General features: G+C 70.9%; 24 protein-coding genes. 17 read left to right on the top strand and 7 right to left on the bottom strand.

The features are described from left to right. Positions 1 to 46: 46 nt before the first annotated feature. The 5 genes from FHW12_RS07605 to hemB form a co-directional block, all read right to left on the bottom strand. Positions 47 to 580 (bottom strand): ECF-type sigma factor, encoded by a 534-nt coding sequence (locus FHW12_RS07605; RefSeq protein ID WP_182530410.1) that lies wholly within the window; start codon positions 578 to 580, stop codon positions 47 to 49. A gap of 60 nt (positions 581 to 640) precedes the next feature. Beyond that, complete coding sequence (locus FHW12_RS07600) at positions 641 to 919, bottom strand: YkgJ family cysteine cluster protein (protein ID WP_182530409.1); 279 nt, start codon at positions 917 to 919, stop codon at positions 641 to 643. 104 nt (positions 920 to 1023) lie between these two features. Then, a complete protein-coding gene (locus tag FHW12_RS07595) occupies positions 1024 to 2832 on the bottom strand; it encodes a hypothetical protein (RefSeq protein ID WP_182530408.1) in 1809 nt (602 codons plus the stop codon). 115 nt (positions 2833 to 2947) lie between these two features. After that, a complete protein-coding gene (aroE, locus tag FHW12_RS07590; RefSeq protein ID WP_182530407.1) occupies positions 2948 to 3751 on the bottom strand; it encodes a shikimate dehydrogenase in 804 nt (267 codons plus the stop codon). A gap of 27 nt (positions 3752 to 3778) precedes the next feature. Further along, complete coding sequence (gene hemB / locus FHW12_RS07585) at positions 3779 to 4768, bottom strand: porphobilinogen synthase (RefSeq protein WP_182530406.1); 990 nt, start codon at positions 4766 to 4768, stop codon at positions 3779 to 3781. 197 nt (positions 4769 to 4965) lie between these two features. Here hemB and FHW12_RS07580 point away from each other — a divergent pair, with 197 nt between their 5' ends. The 8 genes from FHW12_RS07580 to FHW12_RS07545 all read left to right on the top strand — a co-directional run bounded on the left by FHW12_RS07580 (position 4966) and on the right by FHW12_RS07545 (position 10850). After that, positions 4966 to 5421 (top strand): hypothetical protein, encoded by a 456-nt coding sequence (locus FHW12_RS07580; protein ID WP_310735180.1) that lies wholly within the window; start codon positions 4966 to 4968, stop codon positions 5419 to 5421. A gap of 72 nt (positions 5422 to 5493) precedes the next feature. After that, entirely contained in the window at positions 5494 to 6165 is a 672-nt protein-coding gene (gene rsmG / locus FHW12_RS07575; RefSeq protein WP_182530405.1) for a 16S rRNA (guanine(527)-N(7))-methyltransferase RsmG, read from the top strand. Beyond that, positions 6162 to 6941 (top strand): ParA family protein, encoded by a 780-nt coding sequence (locus FHW12_RS07570; RefSeq protein ID WP_182530404.1) that lies wholly within the window; start codon positions 6162 to 6164, stop codon positions 6939 to 6941. Before rsmG ends, FHW12_RS07570 begins: the two co-directional genes overlap by 4 nt. Positions 6942 to 6969: 28 nt before the next feature. Then, positions 6970 to 7842 carry a ParB/RepB/Spo0J family partition protein gene (locus FHW12_RS07565; RefSeq protein WP_182530403.1) on the top strand — a complete coding sequence of 291 codons (873 nt, stop codon included), beginning with the start codon at positions 6970 to 6972 and terminating at the stop codon, positions 7840 to 7842. A gap of 110 nt (positions 7843 to 7952) precedes the next feature. Beyond that, on the top strand, positions 7953 to 8720 hold the full coding sequence (locus tag FHW12_RS07560; RefSeq protein WP_182530402.1) for a cupredoxin domain-containing protein: 768 nt from the start codon (positions 7953 to 7955) through the stop codon (positions 8718 to 8720). 54 nt (positions 8721 to 8774) lie between these two features. Then, a complete protein-coding gene (locus FHW12_RS07555; protein ID WP_310735179.1) occupies positions 8775 to 9293 on the top strand; it encodes a sigma-70 family RNA polymerase sigma factor in 519 nt (172 codons plus the stop codon). Then, positions 9280 to 10005, top strand: a complete 726-nt coding sequence (locus FHW12_RS07550; RefSeq protein WP_182530400.1) for a DUF3379 family protein — start codon at positions 9280 to 9282, stop codon at positions 10003 to 10005. Before FHW12_RS07555 ends, FHW12_RS07550 begins: the two co-directional genes overlap by 14 nt. A 128-nt stretch (positions 10006 to 10133) precedes the next feature. Further along, positions 10134 to 10850 (top strand): glycosyltransferase family 2 protein, encoded by a 717-nt coding sequence (locus FHW12_RS07545; protein ID WP_182530399.1) that lies wholly within the window; start codon positions 10134 to 10136, stop codon positions 10848 to 10850. 76 nt (positions 10851 to 10926) lie between these two features. Here FHW12_RS07545 and ppc read toward each other — a convergent pair whose 3' ends face one another. Beyond that, entirely contained in the window at positions 10927 to 13632 is a 2706-nt protein-coding gene (gene ppc / locus FHW12_RS07540; RefSeq protein WP_182530398.1) for a phosphoenolpyruvate carboxylase, read from the bottom strand. 331 nt (positions 13633 to 13963) lie between these two features. On the opposite strand from ppc, the gene rpmB reads away from it, so the two are divergent. From rpmB to FHW12_RS07525, 3 genes are all read left to right on the top strand, one after another. Further along, positions 13964 to 14200 carry a 50S ribosomal protein L28 gene (gene rpmB, locus FHW12_RS07535; protein ID WP_131995648.1) on the top strand — a complete coding sequence of 79 codons (237 nt, stop codon included), beginning with the start codon at positions 13964 to 13966 and terminating at the stop codon, positions 14198 to 14200. A gap of 13 nt (positions 14201 to 14213) precedes the next feature. Further along, a complete protein-coding gene (rpmG, locus tag FHW12_RS07530; protein ID WP_131995653.1) occupies positions 14214 to 14378 on the top strand; it encodes a 50S ribosomal protein L33 in 165 nt (54 codons plus the stop codon). 93 nt (positions 14379 to 14471) lie between these two features. Further along, positions 14472 to 14924, top strand: coding sequence for a thiol-disulfide oxidoreductase DCC family protein (locus FHW12_RS07525; RefSeq protein WP_182530397.1), 453 nt, complete (start codon positions 14472 to 14474; stop codon positions 14922 to 14924). Between the two features lie 58 nt (positions 14925 to 14982). Here the strand turns inward: FHW12_RS07525 and FHW12_RS07520 are convergent, their stop codons facing one another. Further along, complete coding sequence (locus tag FHW12_RS07520; RefSeq protein WP_182530396.1) at positions 14983 to 16188, bottom strand: DesA family fatty acid desaturase; 1206 nt, start codon at positions 16186 to 16188, stop codon at positions 14983 to 14985. Between the two features lie 143 nt (positions 16189 to 16331). Here FHW12_RS07520 and FHW12_RS07515 point away from each other — a divergent pair, with 143 nt between their 5' ends. From FHW12_RS07515 to FHW12_RS07490, 6 genes are all read left to right on the top strand, one after another. Beyond that, entirely contained in the window at positions 16332 to 17264 is a 933-nt protein-coding gene (locus tag FHW12_RS07515) for an ABC transporter ATP-binding protein (RefSeq protein WP_182530395.1), read from the top strand. Continuing rightward, positions 17261 to 18022 (top strand): ABC transporter permease, encoded by a 762-nt coding sequence (locus FHW12_RS07510; protein ID WP_182530394.1) that lies wholly within the window; start codon positions 17261 to 17263, stop codon positions 18020 to 18022. Before FHW12_RS07515 ends, FHW12_RS07510 begins: the two co-directional genes overlap by 4 nt. Next, a complete protein-coding gene (locus FHW12_RS07505; protein ID WP_182530393.1) occupies positions 18022 to 19371 on the top strand; it encodes a GldG family protein in 1350 nt (449 codons plus the stop codon). The genes FHW12_RS07510 and FHW12_RS07505 overlap by 1 nt, the downstream gene beginning before the upstream one ends. Before the next feature lie 46 nt (positions 19372 to 19417). Then, positions 19418 to 19909: a hypothetical protein gene (locus FHW12_RS07500; protein ID WP_182530392.1), complete on the top strand. Its 492-nt coding sequence runs from the start codon at positions 19418 to 19420 to the stop codon at positions 19907 to 19909. A 4-nt stretch (positions 19910 to 19913) separates the two neighbouring features. Beyond that, the gene (gene mutM, locus FHW12_RS07495; RefSeq protein WP_182530391.1) at positions 19914 to 20726 is read left to right on the top strand and encodes a bifunctional DNA-formamidopyrimidine glycosylase/DNA-(apurinic or apyrimidinic site) lyase; all 813 of its coding nucleotides are present in this window, start codon (positions 19914 to 19916) and stop codon (positions 20724 to 20726) included. Between the two features lie 88 nt (positions 20727 to 20814). Then, a complete protein-coding gene (locus FHW12_RS07490; RefSeq protein WP_182530390.1) occupies positions 20815 to 21825 on the top strand; it encodes an alpha/beta fold hydrolase in 1011 nt (336 codons plus the stop codon). Positions 21826 to 21832: the final 7 nt, after the last annotated feature.

Here is a 21832-nt window from a genome sequence, read left to right as displayed (position 1 = left end):
TCCGTCGTCGATCAGACCGGGTAACGCCGGTCCGGCACGCTTCGTGTCATCCGTCGAGTTCGGACTTGAGGAACGCGAGGGCGAACGTCCAGTCCCGGTCAGCCGTGCGCTTGCTGATGCCGAGGGCTTCGGCCGCGCGCTCCGAAGTCAAGCCCGCGAAATAGCGCAACTCGATGACGCGCGCGGCTCGCGCGTCGACCTCGGCCAGGCTTTCGAGCGCGCGGTCCAGCGCGATCACCTGGTCGGCGCTCTCCAGCACGAGCGTCTCGTTGTTCGCGGTCAAGGTCACGTGCTGCCAGAGGCCACCGGCACGCTGGCTGCGGTGGCTGCGCGCGAGGTCGAGCAGCAGGTGTCGCATCGCTTGGGCGGCGTAGCTGAAGAACTGCGCCGGATGCTCGAACACGAGCCCATCCTGCGCGTCCATGCGCAGGAACAGCTCGTGAACGAGGACGGTCGGATCGACGCGCGCGGCCGGCCCGACGGCGGCGAGATGGTGCGCGGCCATCGCCTTCAGGCGCGCGTAGACTTCGGCGAATATTTCCTGCGCGCTCTGCGCAGGAACCGACGGATTCGGATTCATGCGGCCTCCGGGCGGGAGTGTGCGCGTCCGCGCCGTGCGCCGCCAGAGGGCGAGTCGTGCTCAGGCGGTGTCGCGTTCCAGCCGCGACAGGATCGCGAGCGCCTCGCCACGATCGTCGCCGCGCATCGACCGATCGGGCCGCAGGCGCGCGCAGACCACGGGTCGTTCGGGTCGCCCGAACAGCCGGCAGCGCAGGTCGTCGGTCAGTTGCACGCACGGAATTCCAGCCGGCTTGCCGTGCGGCATGCCCGGGATCGGCGAACTGATCGACGGCGCGATGTAGCACGCGCCGCAGCCTTCCCGGCAAGCGACCACGGTCGGCTCGGGATCGGGCGTCATGGGACGTGCCGGCGCGGGTCCATGCGCGGATTGTCGCTCGTTCCACCGATGCGCGCCGGCGTCGCGCGATGCGGCGACGCCCCGGCGCGCGCACCCGCATCCGCTCAGGGTGGATCGAAGCCATTGCAGTACACCGTGTCGTCACGCCCGCACGCGGCGCCCGGGATCTCGTACGCACCGAGATCCATGGGGCCGTGCACGTTGGCGACATCGGCGAGGTCGACCACGCGCGGATGGCCGTCGAGGTCGATGCCGCTGCCCGCCGGCGCGTAGTCGACCCCGGGCGACGTGCGCTGCAGGTGGTAGTCCGCATTCGCCGCATCGACGAACGTCGGCCGGCCCACGGTGATGCCGGTGCCGGAAGAAAAACCGGCGCCGTCGCCGAGCAGGTCGTATTGCGCGACGAGCGAACCGAGGCCGGTCGCGTCGAGGACGGGCACGGATTCGTCGACGATCGAGCCCGCGATCGTGACGAGGTCCACTTCGGCGCGGATCGCGGCGGCGAGCGTGCCGCCGTCGTGGGCGAGCGTGCAGTTCTGCAGCGTGAGCAGCGTGCCGGTCGCGCCGCCGTGCGCCCAGATGTCGTAGTAGGCGTTGACGTTGTCGGCGATCAGGCAATCGGACATCGATGCGATGTGGTCCCCGCTCGCCGGCGCGTTCTCGTCGTTGACGTAGAGGAGCGCGCCGGCATGGTTGCGGCGCGCGGCGAAGCGCGCTGCGCGCAGGTTGCCGGCGCTCTGGCTGCCGAACGCGCCGAGCACGAGCGTGGACCCGCCGGTCGGCGTCGCGTCGCTCTGCTGGGACACGTTGTCGGCGATCTCGTTGCAGAACGGGCCCGTCGTGCAGGCCACCGCAGGCACCGGCGCGTTACCCGGGGCGCAGTCGCCGAACGTCGCATCGTTGAGGTGCACGTCCGCCAGCGGCCCGGTCGCCATGAACGCGGCGCCGTTCTGCGCGGAGTTCGCATCGATCGCGAAATCCTGCGCGCAGAGCGTCACCGGCTGGGAACTCGCGTCGAGGTAGAGGCCGCCGCCGTTCTGTGTCGCGACGTTCGCGTAGAGGGTCGCCGCCGCACCCGCGTCGGTCGTGTAGAGGTTGATGCGCGTCGGTGCGTCGTTGAGCGATGCCGCGATGCCGCCACCGTAGTCGGACACGTTGTTGTTGAGGTTCGAGCTGACGCTGGCGGTCGCACCGCCGGCGACGTAGATGCCCCCGCCGCTGCCGGCCGCGCCGGTGCCCGTGTCGTTGTGGGTGATGTAGGTGTGGCTGTCGGAGAAGAACGTCGTGTTCGGTCCGACGTAGATCGCGCCACCGCGGTTCGTCGCGTGATTGAGCGACAGCGTGGAATTGTGCACCTGCACCACCGCGCTCCCGGTCGGCACTATCGCGAGCCCGCCACCGTAGTCGGCGACATTGCCGTGCAGCCAGGCGTGGTCGATCACGAGGCTGCCATTGCCTTCGAAGACGACACCGCCGCCGTAGCCGAAGTCGCCGCTGCCGCCGCTGATCTCGAGATAACCGAGCTGGACGTTGCTGTTGCCGGCGACGATGAAGGCGGAGTCGTTGTTCGGCCCGTCGATCGCGGTCGGCGTCGAGTCGACGTCGACGCTCTCGCAACTCGCGAACCCGCCCTCGATGATGACGTCCTGGTTGGCGACCACGACGCGCTGGTTGGTGTAGGTCTTGTTGTTGGCGATCCAGACGTAGTCCACGCCCGGGTTCGCGGCGGCGGCGGCGACCGCGTCCTGGATGGTGCCGTAGGGGCATGCGGCGTCGCCGCCGACCTTGTACACGTTGAACGCGAGCGCCGGCTGCGACGCCGAGGCGAGGAGGGCGGCGACGGCGGCGAGCCAGCTCGGGGTGTCGCGTAGAGCGCGGGTCGTGGTCGTGCGGTGCGCAGGGAAGGAATGCATCGTCGAATCCTCGAGGCGTAGGCCACAGCGAGGAACGCGAGGCGACGGATGTTTGTGCCGTGGGTTGCGAACGGCGATACCCGCCGGGCGAGCCGGCGATCAGCACAGCGACCACTCAGCCACGCAGCGCTGCCAGGACCGGCGTCGTGTGCGGGTGCCGGCCATGCCAGAGCGCGAACGATTCGGCCGCCTGTTCGACCAGCATGCCGAGACCGTCGCACGCGACGCGCGCGCCCGCCGCCCGCGCGGCGGCGAGGAACGCTCGCGCTGCGTTGCCGTAGGAAAGGTCGTAGCACGCGGTCGTCGCGCCGATCGCCGCGCACGGCAACACGAACGCGTCGCCGGAATGGCCGGCGGAGGTCGCGTTGACGACGAGGTCGAATGCAGGCTCGCGCTGCAACGTATCCCAGGCGCGCGCGCGCGCCGGTGCGTCGAGCGCATCGGCGAGCGCCTGCGCGCGCGCCTGCGTGCGGTTCGCGACGAAGAGTTCTCGTGCGCCGGCGTCGGCGAGCGCGAACGCGACGGCGCGTGCGGCACCGCCGGCGCCGAGCAGCAGCACGCGCGCGTCACGCGCCTCGATCCCGTGGCGGGTGAGATCGTGCAGCAGGCCGGCCCCGTCCGTACTGTCGCCGTGCCAGGCGTCGCCCACGCGGACCAGCGTATTGACGCTGCCGCACCGACGCGCGCGATCGGAGAGCGCGGCGCACAGCGCGCCGGCATCTTCCTTCAGCGGCAGGGTCACGTTCGCGCCGCAGCCGCCGTCGCGCGTGAACGCGGCGAGCGCGGGTGCGAACGTGTCGCGCCCTGCTTCGATCGCACGGTAGTCGAGCGCGATGTCGAACTGCGCGGCGAACGCAGCGTGGATGCGCGGCGACAGCGAATGCGCGATCGGCTGCCCGAATACGGCGTAGCGGTTCATGCGGTCGCCCGAGGACGGTTGCCGTCGCTAGCCCCGCAGCCAGCGCGCGGCGTCGAGCGCGAAGTAGGTGAGGATCGCGTCGGCACCGGCGCGACGGATGCCGGTGAGCGCTTCGAGCACGCAGGCGCGCTCGTCGAGCCAGCTGTTGGCGAAAGCGGCCTTGAGCATCGCGTATTCGCCGCTGACCTGGTAGGCGAGCGTCGGCACGCCGAAGTGCTCCTTCACGCGCCGCACGATGTCGAGGTAGGGCATCGCCGGCTTGACCATGACCATGTCGGCGCCTTCGTCGAGGTCGAGCGCGACTTCGCGCAGCGCCTCGTCGGCGTTGGCCGGGTCCATCTGGTAGGTGTACTTGTTGCCCTTGCCGAGGTTGCCGGCCGAGCCGACCGCGTCGCGGAACGGGCCGTAGAACGCCGACGCGTACTTCGCCGCGTAGGCGAGGATGCGCGTGTTGACGTGGCCGTCGACCTCGAGCGCGGCGCGGATCGCACCGACGCGCCCGTCCATCATGTCCGACGGCGCGACGACGTCGGCGCCCGCCTCCGCATGCGAGATCGCCTGCTTGACGAGTGCTTCGACGGTCGCGTCGTTGACGACGTAGCCGCGCTCGTCGACGAGGCCGTCCTGGCCGTGCGTCGTGAACGGGTCTAGCGCGACGTCGGTGATCACGCCGAGCTCGGGCAGTGCCTGCTTCAGCGCGCGCACCGCGCGCTGGGCGAGGCCGTCGGGGTTCCACGCCTCGCTTGCATCGAGCGATTTCGCTTCGGGCGGCGTCACCGGGAACAGCGCGAGCGCGGGAATGCCCAGCGCATGCGCCTGTTCGGCGACGCGCAGCAGGCGATCGATCGAGACGCGCTCGACACCGGGCATCGACGGGATCGCTTCGACCACGTCGCGGCCCTCGCGCACGAACACGGGCAGGATGAGGTCGGACGGGGTGAGGTCGGTTTCGCGCATGAGCGCGCGCGAAAACGCGTCGCGGCGCATGCGGCGCAGGCGGGTATGCGGGTAGGCCATCGGTTCGGGAAGTCTTCGATTGCGGACTGGAGCGCATTCTACGCGGCCGCCCGCGCGCCTCACTGGGCAAGATGTCACGCCGGTTTCGCGGCGCAGCATGAAAAACTGTTAAGCAATCGTTAGTCCTTCGGGGCGTATCGTGGTCAAGTGCTCCGTAGTTGCTGTCCCGATAACAAGAACGTCGCAGAGAAGAAAACGTGAGTTCCCCGATCCTGATCGCCGCGCTGTGCGGGATGGCCTTGCTCGTCGCCGCGTGCGTCCGCCGCATCCCCCAGGGCCAGGTCTACACATTGCGCAGCCGTGGCGGCCGCATCCGTACGGTCGGCGCGGGATTGCACGTCGTCCTGCCGCTGCTCGAGCGCGTCGCCCACAAGATCGACCTCGCCGGGGCGACCGTCGCGGTCGACCAGCTGCACCGCGGTGCGCAGGACTACCACGCGCTCGTCTACTTCCAGGTGCTCGACCCGCAGCGCGCCGACGTCGTCATCGACGACGTCGAGGGACTGTTGCGGGTCACCACGCGGCGCCTGTTCGACTACGCCGTGCTGCCCGACGAGGCCGAGGCGCGCCGGCGCTGGCTCAAGCAGTCGCTCAACAGCGAGCTTCGCGAGCGCGGCTTGCTCGTCGCCCGCGTCGACCTCGCCGCGGCCTGAATATCGCCCGCGCGGTGGATTTTGCGCGCGGGCGCGCGGATACTGCGCGCCCCCCGTATCGTTGCGACCGCCATGTCTGACCGCGATCCGCTGCGGCAGCGCCTCGGCGCGGGTCTCGCAGCCCTGCGAATCGACCTGCCCGACGTCGTCGTCGCGCGCCTGCTCGACTACCTCGCGCTGCTGCACCGCTGGAACGCGACCTACAACCTCAGCGCGGTACGCGACCCGGTCGAGATGGTGACCCGCCACCTGCTCGACTCGCTGGCGATCATGCCGTACGTGCGCGGCGCGACGCTCGCCGATCTCGGCACGGGCGCCGGCCTGCCCGGCATCCCGCTCGCGATCGTAGCGCCGGAACGCGCGGTGACCCTGGTCGATTCGAACGGCAAGAAGACGCGCTTCCTGCGCGCGGCCGTGCGCGAACTGCGTCTGGCCAACGTGAGCGTCGCCGAGGCGCGCGTCGAGGCGGTGCGGGGCCGGTTCGACTGCATCACCGCGCGCGCGTTCGCGACGCTCGCCGACATGCTCGCCTGGGGCGGCCACCTGCTCGCGCCGGGCGGCCGCTGGCTCGCGCTCAAGGGGCGCCATCCGCAGGACGAAATCGACGCGCTGCCGCCCGGCTTCACGGTCGAGGCGGTCGAGCCGCTCGTCGTGCCCGGTTTGGAGGCGGAGCGCCACGTGGTCATAATCAGCGGTTCCGGCGCCGACGGCCCGGACCCACAGGAACGGGTGGCACGGGCATGACGCGCATCATCGCGATCGCGAACCAGAAGGGCGGGGTCGGCAAGACCACGACCGCGGTCAATCTGGCCGCGGCACTCGCCGAGGAAAAGCACCGCGTGCTGCTGATCGATTTCGATCCGCAGGGCAACGCGACGATGGCGTCCGGCATCGACAAGCGCACGGCCAAGCCGAACGGCTGCGAAGTGCTGCTCGACGAGGCGCCGATCGAACGCGCGATCGTGACGACCGAGGGCGGTTTCGACCTGCTGCCCGGCAACGGCGACCTCACCGCGGCCGAACTCAAGCTCATGGACGCGCTCGCGCGCGAATCGCGCCTCAAGGAGCAGGTCGCCAAGCTCGGCGACCGCTACGAGACGGTGCTCATCGACTGCCCGCCGACCCTGCACCTGCTCACGATCAACGCGCTCACCGCCGCGCAAGGCGTGCTCATTCCCGTGCAGTGCGAGTATTTCGCGCTCGAGGGGCTGACCAGCCTGCTCGACACGATCAAGGCGGTGCGCCTGCGCCTCAACCCGCAGCTCGAAGTCGAAGGCCTGCTGCGCACGATGTACGACGCGCGCAACAACCTCGGCAACGAGGTGTCGCTGCAGCTGACCAAGCACTTCGGCGACAAGGTGCTGCGCTCGATCATCCCGCGCAACATCCGCCTCGCCGAGGCACCGAGCCACGGCAAGCCGATCAACCTGTACGACCGCGAATCGCGCGGCGCCGTCGCCTACCTGAGTCTCGCCGGCGAGATGCTGCGACGCCATCCGGCGAGCGCGGCGACGCACTGACGCGACGAGCGCACGAGGAACCGCACGCATGGCAGCCAAGAAACGCCCTTCCAGCCTCGGCCGTGGCCTCGACGCGCTGCTCGGCGGCGGCGGTGACGCGCCGGCCGCCGTGGTCGACACCGAAGGCGAGCTGCGCACGCTCGAGATCCACGCGATCCAGCCCGGCAAATACCAGCCGCGCCACCACTTCGACGCCGAGCCTCTCGAGGAACTCGCCGCGTCGATCCGCGCGCAGGGCCTGATCCAGCCCGTGGTCGTGCGCGCGATCGGACCGGACCGCTACGAGCTCATCGCCGGCGAGCGCCGCTGGCGCGCCGCGCAACAGGCCGGCCTCGGCGAAATTCCCGCGCTCGTGAAGGTGGTGCCCGACCAGGCCGTCGTCGCGATGGCGCTGATCGAGAACATCCAGCGCGAGGACCTCTCGCCGCTCGAGGAAGCGCAGGCGCTGTCGCGCCTCATCGACGAATTCGGCCTCACCCACCAGCTGGCCGCCGAAGCGGTCGGCCGTTCTCGCGCGGCGGTGTCGAACCTGCTGCGCCTGCTCGAGCTGCCCGCCGAGATCAAGCGCCTGCTCGACGATCGCGAGCTCGAAATGGGCCACGCGCGCGCGCTGGCGACCCTGCCGGAGGCGCGCGCGGTCGCGCTCGCCCACATTGCGGTCGAGAAGCGCTGGTCCGTGCGCGAACTCGAGGACGCGGTGCGCCGCGCCGGCGGCGATGGCGCGAAGCCGGCCAAGGCCGCGGCGAAACCGGACCCGAACATCGCCGCGCTCGAGCGCGACCTCGCCGAGAAGCTCGCCACGCGCGTGCGCCTCGCCCACGCGCGCAACGGTCGCGGCAAGCTCGTGATCCACTACCACAGCCTCGACGAACTCGACGGCATCCTCGAGCGCATCCGCTAATGCTGCGGGCGGAGCCGTACTCCGCCTAGAGGTATGATTTTCGACGACAGGCAACCCGCGCGCTCCGTTCCGGTACCCACGGGGACCGCCACCCCTGGGGAGTCACCGCCATGCGTCGTACCGCTCTCGCCGTCGCCAGCCTCGCTTTCTGCGCCACCCCCGCGTTCGCCGCGGACCACGTCGTGCTCGCCAAGAACGGGCCCGGCGGACGTCATTTCGAGCCTTCGCCGCTGACCATCGCGGTCGGCGACACCGTCACGTTCATGAACGACCCGGCCGGCCTCGGCTTCCACAACGTGAAGTCGGACGACGGTGCGATCACCGAATTCCGCTGCGCCGACGGCTGCGACGGCGTCGGCAGCGGCAACGGCGACGCGTCGGCGAATGCGTGGCAAGCCACGGTCACGTTCCCGACCGCGGGGACGATCGGCTACTACTGCGAAATCCATGGTGGCTCCGGCGGCATCGGCATGGCCGGCTCGATCACGGTCGGCTCCGCGGCGACGCCGAACGTCGAAGTCACGCCGGGCAGCGTGAGCGGATCGGCGGAGGCCGGCGGCAGCGCGACCACCGGGTTCGAACTCGCCAACACCGGTGGCGCGACCCTCGACTGGACGGTCGACACCTCCTCGACCGGCTGCGTCGCGCCTGTCGACGTGCCGTGGATCGCGCTCGCCCCGACTTCGGGCTCGATCGCCGCGGGCGGGGTCGCCGCGAGCATCGGCGTCACCCTCGACGCGACCAGCCTGACACCGGGCGCGTACAGTGCGAACATATGCGTGCACAGCAACGACGTGGCTCACGACCCGTTGACGCTGCCGGTCAGTTTCACCGTCAATACGCCCGACCTGATCTTCGAAAACGGCTTCGATGGGTGATTCCCGCGCATGACGGAAGTTGCAAGCCAGGACGGCAAACCCCGGTCTGTTGGCGTGGCGGGTAACCGCCAGCAGCAGTTCGAGGCACTCGTGCGCGCGCATTCGGGCGAGCTCTACCGCTACGCGTACTGGCTTTGCGGCCAGGACGCGCTCGCGCAGGATCTGGTCCAGGAGACCTTCCTGCGCGCATGGCGCTCGCTCGATGCGCTGCGAGACGATATCGCGGCGAAAGCATGGCTGGCGACGATCCTGCGGCGCGAACACGCGCGCCTCTACGAACGCAAGCCGATGCCGACCACCGATATCACCGACCTCGAACTCAGCGACGACACGCCCGGCCCCGAACACCGCGGCGAAGACGCGGTGCTGCGCGCGGCGATCGCCAGGCTCGAGCCGAAGTACCGCGAGCCGCTCGTGCTGCAGGTGCTCGGCGGCTTCTCCTGCGCCGAGGTCGCGGCGCAGCTCGGCATCAGCGAATCGGCGGTGATGACCCAGGTATTCCGCGCGCGCCAGAAGCTGCGCGCGTTGCTCGACGGCAAGGAACCGGAGGCGGAGCTGCATGGACTGCCTTGAGTTCCGCCGGCTCCTCGGCAGCGACCCGCAGGTGGGCGACGCCGACGCGCGCGCGCACATGGCGACCTGCAGTGCCTGCGCCGCGCTCGCCGCCGACGCGGAGGCGTTCGAGGCACGCCTGTCGGCGGCGCTCGCGGTGCCCGTGCCCGATGGTCTCGCCGAGCGCATCCTCGCCGCACGACGCAGCGACGTGGTCGAACCGTTCCAGCCGCGTCGCCGGCTCGGCTGGATCGCGCTCGCCGCGGCCGCGAGCGTGCTGCTCGCGTTCGGCGTCGTGCGCTACCGCCAGGCGACGAGCCTGCGCGCGATGGTCGCCGCCCACGTGACCGCGCCGGACGAGCACGATGCGCTCGCGATGGTCGCGCCCGTGCCGCAGGCGGAGGTCGAGCACGCGTTCGCCGACCGCGGCGTCAAGCTCGCCGACGTGCCACCCGAGGTCGCCTACGTCAGCGAGTGCCCGATCGGCCGCTGGCGCAGCGTGCACATGGTCAGCGCCGGCACCGGTGGGCCTGTCAGCGTCGTCTACATCGTGCGCGACCGCGCCGAGAAGGCGTCGGGCTTCCATCGCGCCGGCCTCGTCGCGCGCGAAGTGCCGATGGCCGACGGCACGCTGTTCATGCTCGCCGCTTCCGATGCGCGCTTCGACGCGCTCGAACACGCCTGGCGCAACGCGCTCGAAGGCCTGCCGCGGGTCGCTTCGGGCGCCAACTGAGGCGGCGTCCGGCGCGGACCGCACGCGGCTAAGCCCTGCGGCAATTGCGCGCAGGGCTTCGCGCCGGTCGCCGCCGCGGCCGGCAAAACCGGCGATAATGCGCGCCTTTCGCGAACCGGCCCGCCGCCATGCCCGCATTGTCCGTGGTCGTGCCCGTCTTCAACGAGCGCGACAACATCCCGCCGCTCCTCGCCGAAATCGCCGCCGCGCTGCGTGGTCGCGTCGATTTCGAGATCGTCTACGTCGACGACGCGAGCAAGGACGACAGCCTCGCGGTGCTCGCGGCCGCGAAGGCGGCTTATCCGGAGCTGCGCGTCGTGCGCCACCTCGCGCAGAGCGGGCAGAGCACGGCGATCCGCAACGGCGTGAAGGCCGCGCGCGGCGCGTGGATCGCCACGCTCGACGGCGACGGCCAGAACGATCCCGCCGACATCCCGAAGCTGCTCGCGATGCGCGACGAGTCCCCTGCGGCGATCAAGCTCTACGCGGGCTGGCGCGTGAACCGCCGCGACTCGGGCAGCAAGCGCTGGGCGTCGAAGTGGGCCAACGCGATCCGCTCGCGCCTGCTGCGCGACGATACGCCCGATACCGGCTGCGGCATCAAGCTGTTCGAGCGCGCGAGTTTCCTCGACCTGCCCTACTTCGACCACATGCACCGTTTTCTGCCGGCGCTGATGCAGCGCGCGGGCTGGCAGGTGAAGTCGGTGCCGGTCAACCACCGCCCGCGCGGCAGCGGCATCTCGAAGTACAACAACCTCAACCGCGCGCTCGTCGGCATCGCCGACCTGCGCGGCGTCGCCTGGCTCATCAAGCGCTCGAAGCGCACCGCGACCGAAGAAGTCTGAGGCGGCGCCGCGCGCTGCGCGCGTGTCGCGCTGCGTGCCGAACCTGCACGGACGCATCGCGTCGGGTGGTGGCCCGTCAGCCCGTGTTCTGCAGCGCCTGCGCGACGCCGTGCACGCTCGACACGAGCGTGGCGAACATCGCGTCGTCGGCGCCGCCCGCCGCGCGCCAGCGTTGCAGCAGATCGACCTGGATCAGGCTGATCGGATCGGTGTACGGATTGCGCAGGCGGATCGACTGCGCGAGACGCGCGTCGTCGGCGAGCAGGCGCTCGCGCCCGCGCAGGCGCAGCAGCCAGGCGACCGTGCGTTCGAACTCGGCGACGATGCGCGGGAAGAACGCATCGTGCAACGGCCCTGCCAGTTGCGAGAAGCGTTCGGCGATGCCGAGGTCGCATTTGGCGAGCAGCATCTCGAGGTCCTCGACGAGCGTGCGGAAGAACGCCCAGTCGCGCGCCATCTCGCCGAGCAGCGCCTCGTCGCCGCGCGCGGCCGCCCGTTCGAGCGCGCTGCCGACGCCGTACCAGCCGGTGAGCCCGGCGCGGCACTGCGTCCACGCGAACACCCACGGGATCGCGCGCAGCGATTCGACGCCACCCGCGCCGACGCCGCGGCGTGCCGGGCGCGAGCCGAGCGTCATGCGCTCGATCACGTCGATCGGCGTGGCGAGCCGGAAGTAGTCGACGAAACCCGGCGTGCCTGCGACGAGTTCGCGATAGGCCGACGCGCCGTCGTCGGCGAGCGCGTGCATCGCTTCGCGCCAGCGCGACTCGCGCGGCTCGGGCGCGCGCGGCCGCAAGGTCGCGAGCAGCACCGCGCCGACGCCCTGCTCGAGGCTGCGCAGCGCGAGCGCGCGGATGCCGTACTTCTGGTGGATCACCTCGCCCTGTTCGGTCACCCGCAGGCGCCCGTCGACGGCGCCGCGCGGCGCGGCCATCACGCCACGCGTGACCTTGCCGCCGCCGCGGCTGATCGAGCCACCGCGGCCGTGGAAGAACGTGAGGGCGACGCCGTGCATGCGCGCGACCGAGAGCAGTTCGACTTGCGCGCGTTGCAACGCCCAGCGCGCGGCGAGGATGCCGCCGTCCTTCGCGCTGTCGGAGTAGCCGAGCATGATCGTCTGGCGATCGCCGCGCGCGGCGAGGTGCGCGCGATAGACCGGGTCGGCGAGCAATGCGGCGAACGTCGTGGGTGCGGCACGCAGGTCGTCGATCGTCTCGAACAACGGCGCGACGTCGAGCGGCACCGCACCGCCGGCGTCGACGAGGCCGCCCGCACGCGCGAGCGCGAGCACGGCGAGGACGTCGGCGAGGCTGCCGGCCATGCTGATCACGTAGGCGCCGAGCGCGGCGTCGCCGTGGCGCCGACGCGCGTCGGCGAATGTCGCGAACACCGCGACGGTGCGCGCGAGCGCCACGTCCTCGTCGCGCACGGTGAGCACGCGTGCGCCGTGCGCGTACGGCGCGATGGCGGCCGCGCGCGCGACCGCGTCGTCGGGCAGCCTGCCGAGCGCTTCGGCGAGCGCGATCGCGTGTACGCGCGAATCCTGGCGTGCGTCGAGCCGCGCGAGATGGAACCCGAACGTCGCGATGCGCCGCTGCAGGCGGCGTACGGCGAACCAGCCCGCGTGCGCGCCCGCATGCGCGCGCAGGCTCGCCGCGACCAGCTCGATGTCGGCGGCGAACGCGTTCGCGTCGTCGTAGCTGCCCGGCGCATCGTGCGCGGTCGCCGCCAGGCGCGCGCCGACGAGCTGCAGCAGGCAGCGGTAGGGCATGTTCTCGTGGCGCGGGCGGATCTTCGCGGCGGCTTCGGGCACGAGCTCGCGATACGCGGCGAACCGCGCGAGCACGCGTTCGTCGACGTCGACGCGGTCGAGCGTCTGGGTGAGCAGGCGCGCGAGGTCGGCGCATTCGCGCCGGTAGCAGCCGAGCACGATCTGCCGCTGCTTGCGCAGCGCGGCCGCGATCGTCGCCGCGCCGACGTTCGGGTTGCCGTCCATGTCGCCGCCGACCCACGACGCGAAGCGCACGATGCGCGGCAGCGCGGGGCAGGTGCCATAGACGTCGGTGATCGCCTGTTCGAGCACTTCGTAGAACACCGGGATCACGCGATAGAGCGGGTCGGACAGGTAGAAGTCGACGTGGTCGAGTTCGTCCTGCACCGACGGACGCACGGGCGAGAGGTCGGCGGTCTGCCAGCTGCTCGTCAGCGCCATGCGCAGGCGCGCCCAGTCGACCGCGCGTTCGGCGTCGGTGCGCGGGCCGGTGAAATCGGCGACGAGCGCGCGCACGATCTCCTGTTCCTTCTCGAGCAGCGAGCGGCGCGACGCCTCGGTCGGGTGCGCGGTGAACACCGGCTCGACGTCGATGCGCGGCAGCGCGTCGAGCAGCTCGGCGGCGCCGACCCCGGCCGCGCGCAGGCGCAGCAGCACGTCGTGCAGGCCGTCCGGCTGCGGCGCCGCGCCGGCGAGCTGGTAGTCGCGCCGGCGCCGGATTCGCTGCACGCGTTCGGCCACATTGACGACCTGGAAGTAGGTCGAGAACGCGCGGCCGAGCGCATCGGCTTCGGCGGCGTCCAAGCCGGACAGGCGCTCGGCGAGGTGCTCGACGCCCTCGCCCGCGTTGCGGCGGCGGATCGCCTCCGCGCGCGCGGATTCGACGCGCTGGTAGAACGGTTCACCCGCCTGCTCGACCAGCAGTTCGCCGACGAGGCGCCCGAGCCGGCGCACGTCCTCGCGCAGGGCGGGGTCGGTCGGTTCGAATTCCGCCTCGCGCGTCGTGGGCACGGCCTTCGGGCTCCGGGCAAATGAAGCCCGAGCTTAGCAGTGCTCGCTGCGCTGCAGCAGATTTCGGCACGGCGCCGATGAGGCAACCTGGGGGTGGGCCCGCCCGCCCGACCCGCCCGGGCCAGGCGGGCGAAGGCCGCACTTGCCGCAAGCCGCTGATTCCGCTATAAAGCGCGGCTCCCTGCACCGTTCATCGCCCTTCGGGGACGCGGATCCCGGCATGCGGTCCGCCCGCGTCGATCGGTCAGGGGCTTCCAGCACCGCATGGCGCAACGTCGCCGCTGGGCCGCCGTCGTCCTGGCCAAGGTCGGCACCGAACATCGAGGTTCGCATGTCCAGAATCTGCCAAGTCACCGGGAAGGGCGCCCTTTCCGGCAACAACGTTTCCCACGCCAACAACAAGACGCGGCGCCGCTGGCTGCCGAACCTGCACGAGCGCCGCTTCTGGGTGCCGAGCGAGAACCGCTGGGTGAGCCTGCGCGTGTCGAGCCACGGCCTGCGCACGATCGACAAGAAGGGCATCGAAGTCGTCATCGCCGAACTGCGCAAGCGCGGCGAAAAGGTCTGAGGAGGAGAACACCATGGCATCCAAGCGCGACAAGATCCGTCTGATCTCCTCGGCCGGCACCGGCCACTTCTACACCACCGACAAGAACAAGAAGAACACGCCGGAGAAGATGGCGGTCAAGAAGTACGACCCGGTCGTGCGCAAGCACGTCGAGTACAAGGAAGGCAAGATCAAGTAAGCGAACGGCCTGCGCGCCGCACGCTGCGATCGACGAAGAACCCGCCCCCGTGGCGGGTTTTTCTTTGCGCGCGCATTGCGGCAGCATGCGCGCATGGAAAAGACCACCGCCACCGGGGATCCGCCGCCCGCGACGGAGAACGCGTCCGCTGGTGAGGCGATCCTCGTCTACGACGGCGTGTGCCTGCTGTGCAGCCGCTGGGTGCGCTTCGTGCTCGCGCGTGACCACGCCGCGCGCTACCGCTTCGCGTCGATGCAGTCCGGACACGGACGAGCGCTGTTGCGCGAGCACGGCCTCGATCCGGACGATCCGAATTCGCTGCTGCTGCTCGAGCGCGGCCGCGCGAGCACGGACAGCGATGCGATCCTGCGCGTGCTCGACGGCTTCGGTGGCGCCTGGCGCGCGACGCGCCTGCTGCGGCTCGTGCCGCGGAGGCTGCGCGATCCTGCCTATCGCTGGCTTGCGCGCCACCGCTACCGCTGGTTCGGTCGCAGCGAGGCGTGCTGGCTGCCCGAGCCCGACCATGCGGCGCGTTTCCTCGACTGATCGCGCATGAAAAAGCCCGCACGCGGCGGGCTTCTTCGAAGAGCTCGGCGGATCGCCGTCAGGCGGCTTCGCCTGCGAGGCGATAGCCCTTGAGGCGTGCGGCGAAATCGGCGAGCGTGCGGATGCCGGTCTGTTCCGCCTCGCGGCACCACTCCTTCACGCCCTCGAGCATGCCTTCCGCGTTGCGGCCGTTGCGCTCGGTGAGTTCGGCCAGGCGTGCGCGGAACTCGCACACGGTGCGCAGCTGCGGATGCTTCTCGGTGAATGCGGTCATGCGCTCGCGCGACGCCGCGTCGAGCCAGCGGCCGCCGTTGCCGAGCGCCTTGCGCAGCTTGCGCGGCAGCGCCTTGATGCCGGCGCCCGCATTCGCGGCTTCCTCGCGCAGGGTCGGCGCGATCACGCCGCGGAAGTAGTCGCTCATGACGTGGAAGCGGTGCGACAGCAACGCCTTCACCGTCTCGGTGTCGGGCAGGTTCATGTTCGGGCGGACGTCGAGCGTCGGCGCGACGCGCAGCACCTTGGCGAGACCGAGCATCTCGAAGCCGCGGATCGCCGCCCAGCCGATGTCGAATTCCCACTTGCGCAGCGCGAACTTCGCCGAGCTCGGGAACGCGTGGTGGTTGTTGTGCAGTTCCTCGCCGCCGATCCACACGCCCCACGGCGACACGTTCGTCGAGGTGTCGGCGGATTCGAAGTTGCGGTAGCCCCACCAGTGGCCGATGCCGTTGACGAAGCCGGCGGCCCAGAACGGGATCCACACCATCTGCAGTGCCCAGATCACACCGCCGACCGCGCCGAACAGCGCGAGGTCGATGATCGCCATCAGAGTCGGGCCCCAGTACGGGTGGCCGCTGTACAGCACGCGCTCGATCCAGTCGTCCGGCGTGCCGCGACCGTACTTCTCCATGTCGTCGCGCTTCTCGCTCGCCTCGCGGTACAGCTCGACGCCTTCCCAGAACACCTTGCGGATGCCGTAGATCTGCGGGCTGTGCGGATCTTCCTCGGTCTCGACCTTCGCGTGGTGCTTGCGATGGATCGCGACCCATTCCTTCGTGACCATGCCGGTGCTGATCCACGACCAGAAGCGGAAGAAATGCGCGACGACCGGATGGAAGTCGACGCCGCGATGCGTCTGGCTGCGATGCAGGTAGAGCGTGACCGCGAAGATCGTCAGCTGGGTCACGACCAGCAGATAGACGATCCAGGTGCCCCAGCTGGCCTGGGTCAGGCCACGGGCGGCCAGCGAAATCAGTGTGTCGGACATGGAATTGCGAAGAACCCCGGGAGGAGAAGTCGACTATACGCGTACCGGGGTGGGGTCGCCATGCGATTGCGTCAAGGTTTGCGACGCGGTTTCGCGCGTTCAGGCTTGCCGTCGGCGGGCCGAAACCTTAACAATCGAACGTCGTGACGTCCCCTGCACCCACCCTCGCACTCGTCCAGGCCGGCCGTCGGCTCGCCGGCCGCGCAGTCGTGCGCGACCTCGACCTCGAACTCGCGCGTGGCGAAGTGCTCGGCCTGCTCGGCGTCAACGGCGCCGGCAAGACGACGACGTTGCGGATGATCGCGGGCGTGCTCGCGCCGACATCCGGCAGCGTACGGTTGGGCGGCGAGGATCTCTACGAACACCCCGAACTCGCGCGCCGGCGCATCGGCTATCTGCCCGAGACGCCGCCGCTGCACGTCGAACTCGATGCCGAGGAGTACCTGCGCTTCTGTGCGCGCCTGCACGGCGTAGCGCGCGGCGCGGTCACCACCGCGGTCGCGCGCGCGATCGAGCGCTGCGAGCTCGGCGAGATGCGCCGCCGCCCGCTCGGTACGCTGTCGAAAGGGTACCGTCAGCGCGTCGGCGTCGCGCAGGCGATCGTGCATGAACCCGAACTCATCGTGCTCGACGAACCGGCCTCGGGCTTCGACCCGGTGCAGGCGCTCCGGCTGCGCGAACTCGTGCGCGGCCTCGGCCGCGAGCACGCGGTCGTGCTGTCGACGCACGTGCTGCCCGACGTGTCCGCGTGCTGCGACCGCGTCGCGATCCTGCATCGCGGCGAACTGCGCCACGCAGGCGAGGTGCACGCGTCGGCGACGACCTCGCTGCGCGTCGGTGTCGCGCGCGCGTTGCGCGCGGACGACTGGCGCGCGTTGCCGATGGTCGTCGCGGCCGAGCCGCTCGACCTCGGCCACTGGCGCGTCGAACTCGCGCCCGGCAGCGCGATCGACGCGTTCGCCGCCGCGGTCGTCGCGCACGGCTTCGGCCTCACCGCGCTCGGCGCCGACGCGCTGCCGCTCGAATCGACCTTCCTCGCGATCGCCGCGAGCGACGCACCGGCCGCGGTCGCATGAACGCGACGCTGCTCATCGCGGCGCACGAGTGGCGGCGCCTGCGCGCGCAGCCGTTCGCGTGGACGCTCGCGGCGGTCGTGCTCGCGTTCATGGCGTGGCAGTTCCTGCTCGCGCTGCAGGCATTCGTCGACCTCGCGCCGAAGCTCGGCGGCCTCAAGGACGCGCCCGGCGTGACCGATCTCGTCGCGATACCGCTGCTGCGCAGCCTGTCGAACCTGCTGCTGCCGCTGGTGCCGCTCGTGACGATGCGCGCGTTCGCGGGCGAACGGCGCGCCGCGACCTTGCCGCTGCTGCTCGCGAGCGGCGTCGGCAACCTGCGCATCGTGCTCGGAAAGTTCGTCGGCGCGTTCGGTTACGTGCTCGTGCTGGTCGCGCTCGTCGCGGTGATGCCGCTCGCGCTCGCCGCGGGCACCACGCTCGACCTCGGCAAGATCGCCGCGGCGCTGCTCGGCCTCGCGCTGTTCGCGGGAGCGCTGACCGGCATCGGCCTCGTGTGCTCGGCCTGGGCCTCGCAGCCCGCGCTGGCCGCGGCGGCCGCGTTCGCGTTGTCCGCGTTGCTCGCGGTCGTCGACGCGGGTGCGCGCCTGCAGGGCGTTTCCAACTCCGGCATCAACTACCTCGCGTTGCCGACACACCTCGAGCCGTTCTTCCGCGGCATCGTCGCGAGCGTCGACATCGTCTACTTCGTGCTCGCCGCCGCGCTCGCGCTCGCGCTCGCGACGCGTCGCCTCGACACGCTGCGCGGGAGCGCCGACTGATGCGCGAGCGTTTCGGCAACGCGCTGTACGTGCTGTTCGTGCTGCTGCTCGCGGCGCTGCTCGCATTCCTCGGCACGCGCTTCGGCTTCTCGAGCGACTGGAGCCACGGCCACGGCGCGAGCCTCGGCGCCGACTCGATCGCGTTGCTCAAGACACTCGACGGCCCGGTCGAGGTGACGAGCTACGCGAGCCGCCAGGGCGGCCTGCGCGCGGTCGTCGGCGACTTCGTCGATCGCTACCGGCGTGCCAAGCCCGATCTCACGCTGCGCTTCGTCGATCCCGACGCCGATCCCGGCGCGATGCGCGCGGCCGGCGTCAGCGTCGACGGCGAACTCGAGCTGCGCTACCGCGAGCGCAGCGAGCGCCTCAAGGTGCTCGGCGAAAGCGAGTTCTCGAGCGCGCTGCTGCGCCTGTCGCGCACGCGCGAGCGCATCGTCGCGTTCCTCGAGGGCGACGGCGAGCGGCAGCCGCTCGGCAAGGCGAACGCGGACCTCGGCTCGTTCGTCGCCAACCTCGCCAGCCGCGGCGTGCGCGCGGTACCACTGCCGCTCGCGAGCACGGGCAAGGTGCCCGACAACGCCGACCTCGTCGTCGTCGCCGATCCGCAGGTGAAGCTCGCCCCGGCGCTCGTCGCCGCATTGGTCGCCTACGTCGACGGCGGCGGCGCGCTGCTCTGGCTCACCGAACCGGACGAAGACGCGGGCCTCGATGAACTCGCCGGCACGCTCGGCGTGCGCGTGCTGCCCGGCGTCGTCGTCGACGGCAACGGCCAGGCATTCGGCCTGCAGGATCCGAGTTTCGTCGCCATCAACACATATCCACCGTCGCCGCTCACGAAGGACTTCGCCCTCACCACGCTGCTGCCGCAGCCGGTCGCACTGGCGAAGCTCAGCGACACGCGCTGGGCGGTGCAGCCGCTGCTGCGCTCGAGCGCGAAATCGTGGAACGAAACCGGCCACATCCCGAAGGCGGGCGAGAACGCCGACACGGTCCGCCAGGACGCCGACGCGGGCGAGATTCCCGGGCCGCTCGACCTCGCGTTCGCATTGAGCCGCGTGTCGCCGCGACCGGACAAGCGCGAACAGCGCATCGTCGTCGTCGGCGACGGCGACTTCCTCTCCAACAGCTACCTCGGCAACGGCGGCAACCGCGAGTTCGGCCAGCGCGTGTTCGACTGGCTGCTCGGCGACGACGCCCAGATCGCGGTGCCCGACCGCAGCGCGCCGGACCGCGAACTCGCGCTCTCGCAGGGCGCGCTGACCGGGCTCGCGCTGCTGTTCCTCGTCGCGCTGCCGCTGCTGCTCGCGGCGACGGGCGTGCTCATCTGGTGGCGTCGCCGGCGCCGTTGAGCGCAGGCGACGCGATCGCGTGCGCGCGACCTGCTAGGCTGCGTCGATGAGGCGACGCACGCGCACCCTCGTGTTCCTTATCGCTGCGACCGCCGTACTCGGCGCGGCCGTGTTCGCCGAGCTGCGCCACGAGCGCGCGCTCGCGCTCGACCCGCTGACGACGCTCGATCCCGCGGCGGCGAAGCGCATCGACGTCACCTGCGCAGGCTGCACCGCGCGCCACTACGAGAAGGTCGACGCGCACTGGCGCCAGCGCGACCCGGATGCGCCCGCCGACGACGCGATGGTCGCGCGCCTGCTCGCGATCGCGCACGCGCCCGTGCGCTTCCGCCACGCCGCGGCCGATCTCGAAGCGGCGAAGGTCGGGCTCGTGCCGCCGCTTGCGACCTTGCGCATCGACGACACGGAACTGCGCTTCGGCGGTACCGATGCGATCCGCGGCGATCGCTACGTCGCGGTCGGCGATACCATCGCGCTGGTGCCCGACCGCTTCAGCGCGCTGCTGTTCACGAGCGCCATCGCGGCGAAGAAGGACTAGGCACGTGCCGGAGCTGCCCGAAGTCGAAACGACGCGCCGCGGCCTTGCACCGCACCTCGTCGGTCGCCGCGTCGTCGCGCTCGACATCCGCCAGCCTCGCCTGCGCTGGCCGATCCCGCGCGAGTTGCGCACGCAGTTGCCGGGGCAACGCATCGAGGCGATCGAGCGGCGCGCGAAGTACCTGCTCGTGCACACCGAGCCGGGCAGCGCGTTGCTGCACCTGGGCATGTCCGGATCGTTGCGGGTACTGCCCGCGGCGACGCCGGTCGGGCTGCACGACCACGTCGACTGGCACCTCGATTCAGGCCACGTGCTGCGCTACACGGATCCGCGCCGCTTCGGTTCGCAGCTCTGGCAGCCGCGCGGCGAAACGCACGAACTGCTCGCGGGCCTCGGCCCCGAGCCGCTGTCCGACACCTTCGATGGCGACTACCTGTGGACGCGCTCGCGCGGTCGCGCCGCGGCGGTCAAGCTGTTCCTCATGGACCAGGCCATCGTCGTCGGCGTCGGCAACATCTACGCGAGCGAAGCGCTGTTTGCCGCGGGCATCCATCCCAAGCGCGCGGCCGGCAGCGTCTCGCGCGAGCGTTACGTGCGGCTCGCCGCGGAGGTGAAGCGCATCCTTGCCTACGCGATTCGCCGCGGCGGCACCACCTTGCGCGACTTCATCAGCCCGGACGGCACGCCCGGCTACTTCGAGCAGGAACTCGCGGTCTACGGTCGCGCGGGAGAGCCGTGCCGCGTCTGTGGCACGCCGATCCGTGCGAGCGTGATCGGCCAGCGCTCGACCTTCCATTGCCCGCGCTGCCAGCGTTGAACGTGCGCGTCGACGCGTTCCGCGAGCGCGCAACAATTGCAACGGCCGGTTGGCCAGACTGTGTTTCCGCCTGGACCCCGGGGGTCGCGTGATTCGCTCGTCGCGCACGCTGTGGCGCTGCTGCATCCTCGCCGTGTCCTTCGCGCGTGCCGACGCGGCGGACCGGCCCGACGCGGCGCTCGACGCCTATGCGAAGCCGGGCACGCGCGTCGACATCGGCGGGCGTGCGTTGAACCTGCGCTGTTCCGGCAGCGGCCCGACCGTGCTGCTGGAAAGCGGCGCCACCGCGGATTCGATGGCGTGGTCGAAGGTGCAACCCGACGTCGCGAAGTTCGCGCATGCGTGCGCCTACGATCGCGCGGCCTACGGCTTCAGCGACGGCGGACCGCTGCCGCGCGACATCGACGCGTACGCGGCCGACCTGCACGCGCTGGTGCATGCGGCGCACCTCGCCACGCCGATCGTGCTCGTCGGCCATTCGTACGGCACCAACATCGCGCGTCGCTACGCCGACCGGCATCCCGCCGACGTCGCGGCGCTCGTGCTCGTCGATCCGCCGCCGCAGCACGTCGCGGAGTTCTCGCCGGCATGGCAGCAGTCCGAAGACGAGCAGACGGCGCAAGGCCTCGCCTACTACCGCATCTGCGAACGCGGTGCCGAAAAGCACGAGCTCGACGCATCGCCGCCGCCGGAGCTGCAGCGCTGCCTGCGCGGTCCGGATCCGCGCTTCAGCGATGCGCTGAACGCCGCGCAACATGCGTACAAGGCGCAGCCGGTGTTCTGGCGCACGCTGATATCGATGCACGAAACGAGCAACGCGCTCTACAAGCAGGCGGTTTCGCCGCGGGAATCGCACGGCGCGATGCCGCTGATCGTGCTGCAGCCGGACGCGCCGTTCGACGACGCCTCGCCGGACGACCGCAAGGTGCTCGAACCGACGCGCCGGAAAACCCAGGCGGCGCTCGCGGCGACTTCGACGCGCGGCGAGGTCGTCGCGGTCGCGCATTCCTCGCACGACGTGCAGTTCGACCGGCCGGATGCGGTCGTCGAGGCGATCCGCAAGGCGTTGCAGCGAGGCGCCGCGGCACCGGCGCGCTGAGCGAGCG

Origin of the sequence: Dokdonella fugitiva, from assembly GCF_014138265.1 — a bacterium.
GTDB lineage: Bacteria > Pseudomonadota > Gammaproteobacteria > Xanthomonadales > Rhodanobacteraceae > Dokdonella_A > Dokdonella_A fugitiva_A.
The sequence above is the reverse complement of the archived record's forward strand: the minus strand, read 5'-3'. Positions and strand labels throughout refer to the sequence as shown.

Bases quoted from the DNA above. Each gene is read 5' to 3' on its own strand.
- FHW12_RS07605 (WP_182530410.1), bottom strand. From the start codon at position 580: ATGAATCCGAATCCGTCGGTTCCTGCGCAGAGCGCGCAGGAAATATTC.
- FHW12_RS07600 (WP_182530409.1), bottom strand. From the start codon at position 919: ATGACGCCCGATCCCGAGCCGACCGTGGTCGCTTGCCGGGAAGGCTGC.
- FHW12_RS07595 (WP_182530408.1), bottom strand. From the start codon at position 2,832: ATGCATTCCTTCCCTGCGCACCGCACGACCACGACCCGCGCTCTACGC.
- aroE (WP_182530407.1), bottom strand. From the start codon at position 3,751: ATGAACCGCTACGCCGTATTCGGGCAGCCGATCGCGCATTCGCTGTCG.
- hemB (WP_182530406.1), bottom strand. From the start codon at position 4,768: ATGGCCTACCCGCATACCCGCCTGCGCCGCATGCGCCGCGACGCGTTT.
- rsmG (WP_182530405.1), top strand. From the start codon at position 5,494: ATGTCTGACCGCGATCCGCTGCGGCAGCGCCTCGGCGCGGGTCTCGCA.
- FHW12_RS07570 (WP_182530404.1), top strand. From the start codon at position 6,162: ATGACGCGCATCATCGCGATCGCGAACCAGAAGGGCGGGGTCGGCAAG.
- FHW12_RS07565 (WP_182530403.1), top strand. From the start codon at position 6,970: ATGGCAGCCAAGAAACGCCCTTCCAGCCTCGGCCGTGGCCTCGACGCG.
- FHW12_RS07560 (WP_182530402.1), top strand. From the start codon at position 7,953: ATGCGTCGTACCGCTCTCGCCGTCGCCAGCCTCGCTTTCTGCGCCACC.
- FHW12_RS07550 (WP_182530400.1), top strand. From the start codon at position 9,280: ATGGACTGCCTTGAGTTCCGCCGGCTCCTCGGCAGCGACCCGCAGGTG.
- FHW12_RS07545 (WP_182530399.1), top strand. From the start codon at position 10,134: ATGCCCGCATTGTCCGTGGTCGTGCCCGTCTTCAACGAGCGCGACAAC.
- rpmB (WP_131995648.1), top strand. From the start codon at position 13,964: ATGTCCAGAATCTGCCAAGTCACCGGGAAGGGCGCCCTTTCCGGCAAC.
- rpmG (WP_131995653.1), top strand. From the start codon at position 14,214: ATGGCATCCAAGCGCGACAAGATCCGTCTGATCTCCTCGGCCGGCACC.
- FHW12_RS07525 (WP_182530397.1), top strand. From the start codon at position 14,472: ATGGAAAAGACCACCGCCACCGGGGATCCGCCGCCCGCGACGGAGAAC.
- FHW12_RS07520 (WP_182530396.1), bottom strand. From the start codon at position 16,188: ATGTCCGACACACTGATTTCGCTGGCCGCCCGTGGCCTGACCCAGGCC.
- FHW12_RS07510 (WP_182530394.1), top strand. From the start codon at position 17,261: ATGAACGCGACGCTGCTCATCGCGGCGCACGAGTGGCGGCGCCTGCGC.
- FHW12_RS07505 (WP_182530393.1), top strand. From the start codon at position 18,022: ATGCGCGAGCGTTTCGGCAACGCGCTGTACGTGCTGTTCGTGCTGCTG.
- FHW12_RS07500 (WP_182530392.1), top strand. From the start codon at position 19,418: ATGAGGCGACGCACGCGCACCCTCGTGTTCCTTATCGCTGCGACCGCC.